Raw genomic sequence first — 13,035 nt, 5'->3', positions numbered from 1 at the left:
CCACAGAACAATTTGTGGGCATGGTGAGCAGACCTTGTATCTCAACGTTTTAATGCCGCCCACGCCAGCATCGCCCATCCCGCCAAAAATGCCACACCACCAATAGGGGTAATCGCCCCCAGCACACGTATGCCCGTCAGCGCCAGCGCATACAGACTGCCACTAAAAATCACTACCCCTATCAACATCGCCCAGGCTGCCCGACGCAGCATGGCATTATCCTGTTGTTGCAACATGATGCCCAGCGCCAGCATACCCAGGCCATGCACCATTTGGTAGGTTACAGCGGTTTGCCAGATCACCTGCATGTCGGCACTCAGTATCTGTTTCAGCGCATGCGCACCAAAAGCTCCTGCGGCGACACCTGTGAACATGAGAATGGCCGCAGTAGCGATGAAGAAACGTGCTTGCATGATGTGTCCGGTAAATTCAGTAATACTGAATTGTAAGGCAAGATGAAATATGCTGATGTCAAGCCTACATATTTTTATCTGGGCAACGTGAGAAACAAATTCAAAAAAATTTAGGCCACATGAAATAAAACAGATCGCCCGCAGGCGACCTGTTTTGTCTTGCCATTACTACCTTAGTCAAACTAATTCAAACCCAGTCAGGCAGCTTTTTGCGCAGACTGTGCCGTATTGAATTCAGCAATCAGCGTTGCTTCCTTGGTTTTGGCAGCCTTGAAATGCCTTTCCTTGACGTGGCCATAACCGCGTATGTCTTCCGGGATACTGGCAATCGCCACCGCCTTGGACAAATTGTCTGCATTCAGCAAGGGCAGTAACTTGTTCAGGGTTTGTTTGTACTCTAGCGGCAAGCTACGTTCCATCTTGCGTTCTTCGGTATAACCAAAGATATCAAACGTACCGCCACGCAAGGATTTGAACTTGGCCAGTACGCCAAAGGCTTTCATCATCCATGGGCCAAACTGCTGCTTGATCAGATGGCCTTTGTCGTCACGCTTGGCAAACAATGGTGGCGCCAGGTGGAAATTGATGGCGTAATCACCTTCAAACATGTCGGCAATTTTCTTTTGGAATTTGCCGTCGGTATACAAGCGGGCGACTTCATATTCATCTTTATAGGCCATCAGCTTGAACAGGTATTTCGCTACCGCTTCAGTCAGACGCAAAGGCTTGTTGCCATCGACCAGTTTGCTTTCTGCGGCTTTGACCTGGTTGACAAATTCACTGTATTGGCTGGCATAGGCGGCATCCTGGTAATCTGTCAGGAAAGTCACACGCTTGCTGATGGTGTCATCCAGCGTCGGTGCGCGTTTCAGCTCTATGACCTGGGCGGGTGCCACCAGGCGCTGTACTGCTGCCAGGTCATGCGCGGCCAGGCGGCCCCAGTTGAAGGCCTGTTTGTTAAAATCAATCGATACGCCATTCAGTTCTATGGCGCGCATCAAGGCCACTTCTTCCAGCGGTACCCAGCCTTTTTGCCACGAATAACCAAGGATAAACATATTGGTGGCGATATTGTCACCCATCAAAGCGGTGGCTATCGATGCTGCATCAATCAGATCAACCCGGTCTGCACCGCAGGCTTTGCGGATATCATTTTCTGCCGATTCACCGGGGAATTGCCAGTTCGGATTCTTGATGAAAGTCGAAGTCGGCGTGCCATTCGCATTGATGGCGGCATGCGTGCGGCCTTCACCCATGCGTGACAGGGCATCCTTGCCGGCTGTCACGATCAGATCACAGCCTATGACCAGATCAGCCATGCCGGTACCAACACGTGTCGACTGTATGTCATCTGCCTTGTCAGCCAGGCGTACATGCGACATCACCGCGCCGCCTTTTTGCGCCAGCCCTGTCATGTCCAGCACGGAACAGGCTTTACCCTGCAAATGTGCCGCCATGGCCATGATCTGGCCGATAGTAATGACGCCAGTACCACCGACACCGGTGACCAGTACACCGAAGGGTGTCTTGGTATCGGGCAAGGCTGGATAAGGCAAGGTATTTACATCAAGTGCATTGCCTGGCTCTATCTTGGTTTTTTTTGGTTTTTTCAGTTTGCCACCTTCTACCGTGACAAAGCTGGGGCAGAACCCCGTGACGCAAGAGAAATCCTTATTGCAGGAAGACTGGTTGATCTGACGCTTGCGACCAAATTCGGTTTCCAGCGGCTCTACCGACAGACAATTTGATTGTACCGAGCAATCGCCACAGCCTTCACACACGGCTTCATTGATGACTGCACGTTTGGCAGGGTCAGGGAAACCGGGTTTGCCATCCTTGTCGATTTTTTTCCTGCGGCGACGTTTTTCCGAAGCACAGGTCTGGTCATAGATCATCGCTGATACGCCCTTGGCCACGCGCAATTCACGCTGCACGGCATCAAGTTCACTGCGATGGCGCACGGTGACACCTGCTGCCCAAGGATAACCGGCACCATATTTTTCTGGCTCGTCAGTGACCACGATAATCGGGCCCACGCCTTCAGCAGCGATCTGGCGTGAAATCATGCCTGGGTCCAGCGGGCCATCAAATTCCTGACCGCCAGTCATGGCAACGGCATCATTGAACAGGATTTTGTAAGTGATATTCACTTCACCCGATACCGCAGCGCGTATCGCCAGCAAACCAGAGTGATAGTAGGTGCCATCACCCAGATTACAAAACACATGGTTTTCGGTTGTGAACGGTGCCTGGCCTACCCAGGTCACACCTTCTGCGCCCATGTGGGTGAACGTGGACGTTTCGCGGTCCATCCAGGTCACCATGTAATGGCAGCCGATACCGGCCAGGGCACGGCTACCTTCCGGTACTTTGGTGGAGGTATTGTGCGGACAACCAGAACAGAAATGCGGTACACGGTCCTTGTTTGGATCAGGCTTGGACACCACGTTCAGCATGGCTTCTTTGGCTTCCAGATACGCCACACGTTCTTTCACGTGCTGTTCTACCGGATGGCCGGCAAAATAACGGCTAATGCGGGACGCAATCGCGCGGGCGATTTGTGCCGGGTTCAGTTCATACGTCGCTGGCAGCAGCCATTCACCATGGCCGGAACCATGCAAATTACTCCATTCACCAGTGTCATCAAATTTGCCGACTACGCGTGGACGGACTTTGTCTTCCCAGTTATACAACTCTTCTTTCAAGGCGTATTCCAGGATCTGGCGTTTTTCTTCGACCACCAGGATTTCTTCCAGGCCAGTGGCAAATTCACGTACACCTTCGGATTCCAGCGGCCAGGTCAGGCCTATCTTGTACAGGCGTATGCCTATGTCTTTGGCGACTTGCTCATCAATACCCAGATCAGCCAGGGCCTGGCGCGTATCCAGGTAGGATTTACCGGCAGTGATGATACCGATCTTGGCATGTGGGCTATCCCAGATGATTTTATTGAGTTTATTGGCACGCACATAGGCCAGTGCCGCATACCATTTGTAATTATTCATGCGGGTTTCTTGCGCCAGCACCGGGTCAGGTGTGCGGATATTCACGCCATCGGCAGGCAAGACAAAATCTTCAGGAATAATCGGTTTGACACGATCTGGATCAATATCAACCACGGCACCAGATTCTACAATATCAGTTACGCATTTCATCGATACCCACAGACCGGTATAGCGCGACATGGCGATGCCATGCAGGCCATAATCCAGATATTCCTGCACGGTGGACGGATACAAGACTGGAATACCGCAGGCTTTCAAGATATGTTCACTCTGATGCGCAGCCGTAGACGATTTTGCTGCATGATCATCACCGGCCACCACCAGCACACCACCATGCCGGGAGGTTCCGGCCAGATTGGCATGCTTGAACACGTCGCCGCAACGATCCACACCCGGACCCTTGCCGTACCACATGGCAAATACGCCGTCATATTTTGCACCCGGGAACATGTTAACCTGCTGCGTGCCCCATACTGTAGTGGCAGCCAGGTCTTCATTCACGCCCGGATGAAACTTTACATGGTGTTTTTCCAGGTGTTTTCTGGCCTTGGCAGCGGTGAGATCGACATTACCCAATGGCGAACCGCGATAACCGCTAATATAACCAGCTGTATTCAAGCCTGCTTTTTCATCGGCCTGGCGCTGCAACATCATCAGGCGTATCAGAGCCTGGGTGCCGGTCATGAAAGCGCGACCGCGCTCCAGCGTGAATTTATCGTCGAGGGAAATATGGTTGTCGATCAGCGCATGCTGCTCGGCTTGCTCTGCTTTTAGAGGTGCATTCATGGGGTCTCCGTGCTTTTTATCGTTTGGGCGATGGTGTGCGCAACAAAACAGAATCACCTTGTGAGTGAATCATATACTTTTAGTAGCGGTAGCACATTAACACGCTGTACTGGCCATCCCAATGGACAGTAACACACAAAAAGACCAGTACAGTATGACTGACACTTTGGCAAAGTGTACTGGAGTCAAAACAATGATTGCTTTCAGGATAAATTGTTTTTTTATTTATTTCCTCTCGTACCCAAGGCAAGAATCTGGGAAAATACTTTTGACGGCCTTTAAATCGCAAGGAAAACCATGTCGCAAACCAAGGCAACACTGCTTAGCAAGTTCATGAAACCCAGCTTATTCCTGATGAGCAAGCTCAGCCTGCACGTCAAGCTATTGGGTATATTTGCCACCTTGCTGCTACCTCTGGTATTGCTGACAGGCACAGTCCTACATCAGGTTGCGGAAGATTCTGACAACTCCCGGCTGGAACTGAAGGGGGCGGAAGCAACACAATTGATCATGAAAATCGTGATCCAGACGCAAAAACATCGTGGTCAGATGAACCTCAAGCTGTCCGGACAGAATCTGGACGATGACCTGACCAAAACCCGCAAAGAACTGAAGGACAGTCTCGACCAGTTGGATAGCTTTTTACCCGGCATCCAACTACAGGACCTGGCAAGTGGCTGGAAAGCCACTGCCAATGAATTGCAGCAACTGGCAGCGGGCCAGACTGCCACCAACGTCAAGGAAAACACGGCGCAGCATAGCCGCCTGATCAAGCAAGGCCTGTTGTTTTCTGCCCTGGTCAATGAAAAAACCGGCTTGTTAAGCAATACCGAAAACGCCAGTTTTTTGCTGATGGATGTGTCGATACGAAAAATGCCAGCCTGGATAGAAAACTTGGCACTGCTGCGCGGTGTGGGTGCTGCCTATATCAAGGCAGGCAGCATGGAATTTCCCGAAAAAGCAGGCATGGTTTCACGCACGGATGCCTTGCAAACCGCCATCAATGCAGTCACGGACATGGATGATGCCCTGAAACGCGCAGGTGAGAATATCGCCGCACCGGAAAAAGAAGCCCTGGATGCCAGTCTCGCCTTTGCCGCGCAGGCCCAGAAAAACCTGCTGGGGGAAAGCATCAGCGGCGACGCCAATGAGTTTTTCGCCCTGGGTACGGTGGCGATAGAAAAGACCGTCGTATTGCAAAAAACCATGCATGGCAGGTTGAGTACCTTGCTGCAAGAACGTATCAACCGTCTCGATACATACCGTCAGGTGATACTGACCGTGCTGCTGCTGATCGTGTTGCTCAGCTGTTATCTGGCACTGGGCTTTTATCGTGGTTTCATGTTTGCCCTGAATGAAGTGGGCCGCTCTGCCCATTCGGTCGCTGCAGGTGACTTGACCAATCATATCCAAATCACCGGTCGCGATGAACTGGCACGTACCGGTAATCTGCTGGAAGGCATGAATGAAAACCTGTCACGTCTGGTCGCCAATGTGCGCAGTAATGCCAGCATGGTGGCGCAACTGGGGCAAGGTCTGGCGCTGGGGATCAGCGAATTGAACATCCGTACGGAACAGCAGGCATCCAGCCTGGAAGAAACTTCGGCCAGCGTCGACGACCTGGCAGATACCGTCAAAAAGAATGCCGACAGTGCACGTGCCGTCGATAAGCTGGCCGCCAATTTACGGCTGATCGCCGAATCCACAGGGGATGACATGCGAGCGGCGGTCGATTCCATGAACGGTATCCATCAAAGCGCGCGCAAGGTGCAAGAAATTGTCAGCCTGATCGATGGCATTTCCTTCCAGACCGATATCCTTGCTCTGAACGCAGCGGTAGAAGCGTCGCGCGCCGGTGAACATGGCCGCGGTTTCGCTGTCGTCGCTACAGAAGTGCGCAGCCTGGCACAGCGCAGTGCCGACTCTGCCCGCCAGATACGCCGCCTGATTGATGATTCGGTCAATCGGGTTGACGATGGTGTCAGGCAAATCAACAACGTCAACCAGACCTTGAGTGAAATCGTCGGAGGCATACGCAGTCTGGCTGGCAACATCAACTCCATCTCTACCGCTTCCAGCGAACAAAGCAATGGCTTGTCACAAATCTCTGAAGCCCTGCGTCATCTGGATGAAATCACACAAAGCAATGCACAGATGGCAGACCATGCCAAACATTCTTCGCTGAGCCTGGAAGAACGGGCGCGGGCGCTGACCAAATCGGTATCCACCTTCAAGTTACTGCAAGGCACGGCAGATGAAGCCTTTGCCCTGGTCAAGAAAGCAGCCACCCTGTATGACAGCCATGGCCAACGCGCCCTGGCCATGATCACGACGAATGCAGACAAGCTGTACGCTGACCGCGACATGTATGTGTTTGCCTTTGACCGCAAGGGCCAATACCTGGCATTTGCCGGCAATGCGGCCAAGCTGAAGGTCAATCTCTTCCATGTTGATGGCCTGGATGGCAAAAAACTGGTCGGGGATGCCTTCAAGGTAGGGGCAACCGGGGGCTGGATCGATTACACCATCGTCAATCCCACGTCGAAGAAGGTGGAATCCAAAACCTCGTATATCGAAATCGTGGCTGACAACCTGGTCCTGGGCTGCGGCGTCTACAAGGTGTAGGTATAGGTTTAACCCGGTTTGAAGGTGTAAAAGCACCAATCTGTAAGGCTTGCAGCATAATCTCGTGGTAAATGCCGCGCCGCGATATAATCATGATATGAAACTCAAATTCACCAAAATGCATGGTGCAGGTAATGATTTCGTCGTCATAGACGCCATCAACCAGCAAATCAATCTTAGCTCAGCCCAATGGCGGCTGATTGCTGACCGTCGCTTTGGCATCGGTGCCGACCAGATACTGGTGGTGGAACGATCCAGCAAACCGGATGTGGATTTTCGGTATGTCATATACAACAACGATGGTGGTGAAGTGGAGCAATGCGGCAATGGCTCACGCGCCTTTGTCCAGTTTGTTCTTGAAAAAGGCCTGACCACCAAATCCAGCATACGTGTGGAAACCATGTCCGGCATCATCGAGCCACACATGGAAGAAGATGGCAGCATCACCGTCAACATGGGTGCGCCGATACTGGAAGCCGCACAAGTCCCCTTCCAGGCTGATGAGCTGATCCCCATGCACCAGGCTGATGATAGTTTGTGGCCGCTGGAAATCAATGGCAAGACCGTATGGATTTCTGCCGTTTCCATGGGCAATCCACATGCGGTGCAGGTAGTGGCCTCGGTTGACGATTTTCCAATACCGGTCGATGGCCCCTTGATAGAAAATCATCCACGCTTTCCACGACGAGTGAATGCCGGTTTCATGCAGGTGTTGGAACGCAAGCACATACGCCTGCGCGTCCATGAGCGCGGTGCCGGTGAAACCCTGGCCTGTGGTACCGGTGCGTGTGCGGCAGTTGTCACCGGCATACGCCGGGGCTTGCTGGATAGCCCGGTACGTGTCAGCATGCGTGGCGGTGAACTGTCGGTTGCCTGGGAGGGTGAAGGCAAGCCGGTATTCCTCAGCGGTCCGGCAGTGACCGTCTTCGAAGGCGAAATTAATCTCACAGAAACAGCATGAATTCCAACGACATCGCCACTTATTTGATACAGCACCCGCATTTTTTTGAAGAACATGCAGAATTGCTGGGCACCATCAAACTCACCAGTCCAGTTATGGGGCGCGCCATCTCGCTGCAAGAACGTCAGATGGAAGTGGTACGCGAAAAATACCGGGGACTGGAATTGCGCATGGCAGATTTGCTGCGTATCGCGGAAGAAAATCATGACATCAGCCAAAAATTCCAAAGCTGGACACGGGCATTGCTGCTGGCACGCAATGATGTCGATCTGCCCCATGTATTGACGCAAGGCCTGCAGGATATTTTTAATTTGCCGCACGCCACCCTGCGCCTGTGGAATGTCGGTATAGACTATGCGCATACCTGGTTCGCCAGCACCACCAGTGACGATGCCCGTTTGTTCGCCAAGGGCCTGACCGCACCTTACTGTGGCAAGAACCATGATTTTGAAGCGGCTGGCTGGATCGATGCCGAGCAGCCCGTGCAATCGCTGGCCATGTTGCCACTGCGCCTGACCGCAACTTCACCCACCTTTGGCTTGCTGGTACTGGGTTCGCCCGACCCGGCACGTTATACCAAGGACATGGCGACCGATTTCCTGATCAAGATTGCCAGTACCAGCAGTGCCGCATTGAGCTGCCTGGTGGATCTGTAATCAGTCACCAAGATAGTGCTCATAGCCCATACTGAGCGCTTTGCAGGAGGTCCACATGACGACACAAGATCAGTATCTGGCCAGCTATCTGGAGGTCTTGCGTAGTCAAAGGCAGTTGTCCCAGCATACGCTGGACAGTTATCTGCTGGACCTGCGCGAGCTCATCAAACTGGCTGGGCAACAAGACCTGGCCAGCCTGACCACCCACCATATACGCCGTTTTGCTGCGCAAATGCATGCCAGCGGACAAAATGCCCGCAGCATTGCACGCAAGCTGTCGAGCTGGCGCGGCTTTTATCGCTGGCTGACCGAAGAGCAGGATCTGGCCGCCAATCCGGTCGAAGGGGTGCGCGCACCAAAGAAAAACAAACCCCTGCCGAAAGCACTGGGGGCCGATGATGCCGTCCGGCTGGTTGATCAGAAAGGTAGTGATCAGCCCACATCCCGTGCCAATCGGGCCATGTTTGAACTGCTGTATTCCAGCGGCCTGCGCGTGTCTGAACTGGCCAGCCTGGATGTAGCGGCCATCCATGAAAGTGGCTATAGCTCAGCCGGCTATGTCGATATGGTCGAAGGGGAAGTGCATGTCACCGGCAAGGGTGGCAAGCCGCGCATCGTGCCCGTCGGCAAACCTGCGCTGGCAGCACTGGCAGATTGGCTGGCCGTGCGCCCCACCCTGGTCACGCTGGACCCGCATCCGCTATTCCTGAGCGAACGTGGCACCCGTATTTCTACCCGCCTGATACAACTGCGCCTGAAAGCGCATGCGCAAAGCCTGGATATCCCGGCCAATGTGCATCCGCATATGCTGCGCCATTCCTTTGCTTCGCACATGCTGCAATCGTCCGGCGACTTGCGCGCCGTGCAAGAGATGCTGGGCCACAGCTCCATCGCAGCGACCCAGGTGTATACGTCTTTGGATTTTCAGCATCTGGCCAAGGTGTATGACCAGACACATCCCAGAGCTAAAAAATAGCTGGCGACCAGCAGCTTAACGCAACACCATTTCTACACGCCGGTTCTTGGCACGTCCGGCCTCAGCCGCATTCGACGCACGTGGTGCCAGCGGGCCTACCCCCTTGGCAATCAAACGGGCATCGGCAATGCCATAAGCTTTCAGCGCATCTGCCACGGCCTGGGCGCGCTTGCCTGACAAAGTCATGTTGTAGTCGAGCACGCCCTGGGTATCGGTGTGGCCAACGATATACACGGCAGCAGTATTGGCTTTCAGGTATTTCGCCATTTCATCCAGTTGCGGTTTGGATTCGGGCTTGATGACGGCTTTGTCGGTATCAAAATACAGTCCATAAAAACTGACTGCGCCGTTGGCTGCCAATTCCTTGCTGATGGCGTCGGCATCCACGGTGACAATATTCTGTTCCATGGCTTTGGGTTCCAGTACTTCAACCAGTACCGCAACACGGTCGTTCATGCTGTCGGTTATGTCACCCATGGTGCCCCCAGAATTCAGTGCGGCATACACGCCGACATAGGTAGTGGCCGCCCCCGTGCCTTTTTGCAGCAGTGCATAGCGCAAATCCTTGGCGCCATCAAACACTGCCTGCACAAAACGATTGCGATTGACGTCATAGCCTTCGCCCTGGACATGGGTGCGTTTCTCGTTCCAGTTGTATTTCAGGCTTTTGAAAGAAGGGCCGCAACTGTCGTTATCACATTGAAAGACTGGCTTGAAACCCTTGCTGTTCAAACTGTCGGTAAAATTGCGAAACACTTCCAGTGATGAGCGCCCTTTCGGCACCATATACACGGTACGGGTCAGCGTCCCGTCTGCTTTTTGCAGCTTGGAAAATTTCTTGTTGCTGCTGTAATCCGGCTCTGTCGCCGGCCCCGCCGGAAAGGCAATTTCGTCAAAGGCTTTTTGCGTCTGCAACAGTATGCTGGAACCCTGGTAACGCCCGGTCAGTGGATGATCCTTGGCATTCGGGGCATCGGTGGTCAGCACTTTTTCATAAGCGGGATTGCTGGCAGCATGAACCAGTTGGCTGGCCAGGAAAGTCACGATGAGCAGGGATGATTTCAGCATATTGTGCATGATGTTCAAGACTCCTTGAAAAATGATGTTTTTTGCAACAACATCGCTAATGTAGCACAGGATTTTTCAACAGTCCCAATTCCAATACCTGCTTACAAAATTGCTTAAAAAAGAAAAAGCAGCGAATACGCTGCTTTTTCTTCATATCGGTACCAAGTCGATGCCAGGCGACACCAAATATTACTGCTGGTACTGTTATGCTTTTGCCAGCTTCAAGCTGCTGACATCCGCTGTCAGGTAACCAACGGCAGACGCAAAGCGGTCTTTGTAATTGGCACGTACCAATGGGTCCAGTGTAGGCTTGACGATAGCGTGGATGCCCAGCCAGTCACCGGCATGCTGGAAATTGCTGGTGATATAGGTCCAGCCGTTCAGATCATCTACCACCGACAGACCGGTCGATTCAGCACCGGAAGGCATGGAAGCCACGCGGGACAGCTTCTTGGTATCGACGTTGTATGCCCACAGGAAGTTGTTCACGTGATAGCCGCTGTCTTCACCGATGAACAAGGTGCGCAGTTTTTCCGAAAATTTCAGATTGTCCGGCGCACCGATCTTGTCCGGATTCGCCAGGTTACCTAGCGCATCGGCGGTAATATCTTCACCGATCAGCATGGTTTTGGTGACGGTTGGTACCCAGTCACTATTGATGGCAGCACCGGCGGTATCTTTCTGACTACCAGCCAGTGTATGCGCCAATACGGCACCGGCATTCACGGCTTTTTCCAGCGTTACGCCAAAGGCTTCATTCCAGGCAGCATTGCCACGCACCATGGAACTTTGCATATTTTGCAGGGCAGAATAGGCGATCTTGTCCTTGGCATTGACTGTCGTGCCTTCCAGCTTGGTCAATGCCATGCTGGCGCCCATGTAGGCGGCGTAACGATGGGTTTCCAGGAAGGCGGCGGCTTTTTCCATGCCCGGCTTGATTTTGATCCATTGGATCTTGCCGCTGTAATAAATCTTGGTGAAGCTGGCATCTTTAGGATCAGCAGTTGCCACTTCCATGATGTCGGCTGGCTTCAGGGTGTTGGCCAGGTTTTCGATTTCAGCGCTGGTGGCAGAACCGAGTTTGATCCAGGTCAGCAGCGCACCGGCAGCAGCCGGGTCAATTGAGAAGCCAGCACCGATCTTGGCAACATACAAAGAACCGGAAGACAGGTCTTTTTCTTTGTCAGCGACAAAAATGAAGATGCCGCCATTCGTCGCATCATCGCCCATCAATGCAGTACGGTTGTCGGGCATGACTTGTACCAGCTCATGCGACAGGCGACCCATGCAATAGTGTTTTTTTGCCGTACCGGTACCATCAGGATTGACGGTAATTTCTGGCATATGGCCATAGTGGTAAGGATTGGCCTTGTTTTCTTCGCCAAACAGGTTCGTGCTATAGGCTTTGAACTGAGTGTTGGTGGAGATGGTAAAAGCATCCGGCTCGTATTCTTCGCTGGACAGATGTGTACCCCATGGTGACAGGCTGGCACCGCAAGTGATCCACAGGCCATTGAGCTTGGACGTATCGACATTATGGTATTTCACCAGGCTCAGCTTGCCTGTGGCCTGGTCTTGATCCAGCGTCAGGACAGCGATAGGAGAAGGTAGTTTGCCGTACATGTCCGTCGTACCGTCTTGCGCCCAGGTGGTGTATTCAAACTGCACCACGGCAAACACGGCCTTGCCTTTGATACCGGTCACGGTAGGGTTGGCAATTGACAGCAGCGACGTACCATCCGGGGAATCAGAGAAGAACTGGCGTTCTTTACCTGGCACCGTTTTATCGATGATGGCCTTGTTATTGATATCGTAGTAGCCACCCGCCATGATAGTGCCGCCGCTGCCATTCGGCACCAGATCACCGGTCAGGAAGAAAGCCTGGTAAGCCAGTTTGTAGACCTGCGAGCTGTTGTCACTGAAGTTGACGCTCAGTGTCGAGCCTACCGTTGTGGTGGCCATGGCAGCTGCGTTGGCCAGCGATGGCGCAGGCATGGCAGTGAAATCAGCACCGATAAAATTCGCAACTACTGGTGCAGGCGTCGCAGCAGAAGAGCTGCCACCACAGGCAGACAGCAAAGATGCCGTGGACATGGCACCCAAAGGCAGCAAAGGCGCACCGGCAAGGAATTTAAGTGCCTGACGGCGACCGAGTTGAGGTTGATCTGACATGATTTGCATTCCAATAGTTGATATCAACAAAAAGAGCCACATGGAAACCGGTGTGCCACCGATTGCACCTGTGCCGTGTGAGGTCTGTTGCAATGTGCATCCTCTTGCAATCCTGTCCGTGTACAAGGAAAGCAGGTGGTTTTCTTGCATCAGTCTCCGCTGTAAAAACGGTGTTACAAGTAAGGCTAAGTTCGGGCAGGAGTATAAGAAGCGAATGTGACAGGCAAGTGAAACGCTGGCATTGTCATGAAATCGGCCAGGATGTAAAAAGAAACGCCAGGGTGACCGGATGTCGGCGGCGGTACAAAAATTTTTGCAAGCGAAGGTTTTTGCAAATAAAGGCTTTTGCAACTGAATTGCATTTTCAGGCATA

8 protein-coding genes are annotated in these 13,035 nt (G+C 52.8%); 4 read left to right on the top strand and 4 right to left on the bottom strand.

Going from position 1 to position 13,035, the window contains the following annotated elements:
* Positions 1 to 41 precede the first annotated feature (41 nt).
* Together ACO0LM_RS06470 and ACO0LM_RS06465 are read right to left on the bottom strand one after the other, a co-directional pair.
* Positions 42 to 413 (bottom strand): DUF423 domain-containing protein, encoded by a 372-nt coding sequence (locus ACO0LM_RS06470; RefSeq protein WP_423035400.1) that lies wholly within the window; start codon positions 411 to 413, stop codon positions 42 to 44.
* Between the two features lie 197 nt (positions 414 to 610).
* Positions 611 to 4,204 (bottom strand): indolepyruvate ferredoxin oxidoreductase family protein, encoded by a 3,594-nt coding sequence (locus tag ACO0LM_RS06465; RefSeq protein WP_423035398.1) that lies wholly within the window; start codon positions 4,202 to 4,204, stop codon positions 611 to 613.
* A 297-nt stretch (positions 4,205 to 4,501) separates the two neighbouring features.
* Here ACO0LM_RS06465 and ACO0LM_RS06460 point away from each other — a divergent pair, with 297 nt between their 5' ends.
* The 4 genes from ACO0LM_RS06460 to xerC all read left to right on the top strand — a co-directional run bounded on the left by ACO0LM_RS06460 (position 4,502) and on the right by xerC (position 9,422).
* Positions 4,502 to 6,829 carry a methyl-accepting chemotaxis protein gene (locus ACO0LM_RS06460; protein WP_423035396.1) on the top strand — a complete coding sequence of 776 codons (2,328 nt, stop codon included), beginning with the start codon at positions 4,502 to 4,504 and terminating at the stop codon, positions 6,827 to 6,829.
* A gap of 97 nt (positions 6,830 to 6,926) precedes the next feature.
* Positions 6,927 to 7,790: a diaminopimelate epimerase gene (gene dapF, locus ACO0LM_RS06455; protein WP_423035394.1), complete on the top strand. Its 864-nt coding sequence runs from the start codon at positions 6,927 to 6,929 to the stop codon at positions 7,788 to 7,790.
* Positions 7,787 to 8,446 carry a DUF484 family protein gene (locus ACO0LM_RS06450; protein WP_422983672.1) on the top strand — a complete coding sequence of 220 codons (660 nt, stop codon included), beginning with the start codon at positions 7,787 to 7,789 and terminating at the stop codon, positions 8,444 to 8,446. The genes dapF and ACO0LM_RS06450 overlap by 4 nt, the downstream gene beginning before the upstream one ends.
* A 55-nt stretch (positions 8,447 to 8,501) precedes the next feature.
* On the top strand, positions 8,502 to 9,422 hold the full coding sequence (gene xerC, locus ACO0LM_RS06445; protein WP_423035392.1) for a tyrosine recombinase XerC: 921 nt from the start codon (positions 8,502 to 8,504) through the stop codon (positions 9,420 to 9,422).
* Between the two features lie 15 nt (positions 9,423 to 9,437).
* On the opposite strand, the gene ACO0LM_RS06440 is transcribed toward xerC, so the two are convergent.
* Both ACO0LM_RS06440 and ACO0LM_RS06435 read right to left on the bottom strand, forming a co-directional pair.
* Complete coding sequence (locus tag ACO0LM_RS06440) at positions 9,438 to 10,499, bottom strand: OmpA family protein (RefSeq protein WP_423035390.1); 1,062 nt, start codon at positions 10,497 to 10,499, stop codon at positions 9,438 to 9,440.
* Between the two features lie 195 nt (positions 10,500 to 10,694).
* Positions 10,695 to 12,662 carry a PhoX family protein gene (locus tag ACO0LM_RS06435; protein WP_423035388.1) on the bottom strand — a complete coding sequence of 656 codons (1,968 nt, stop codon included), beginning with the start codon at positions 12,660 to 12,662 and terminating at the stop codon, positions 10,695 to 10,697.
* Positions 12,663 to 13,035: the final 373 nt, after the last annotated feature.

Source organism: Undibacterium sp. Di26W, from assembly GCF_049340265.1.
Lineage (GTDB): Bacteria > Pseudomonadota > Gammaproteobacteria > Burkholderiales > Burkholderiaceae_D > Undibacterium.
The sequence above is the reverse complement of the archived record's forward strand: the minus strand, read 5'-3'. Positions and strand labels throughout refer to the sequence as shown.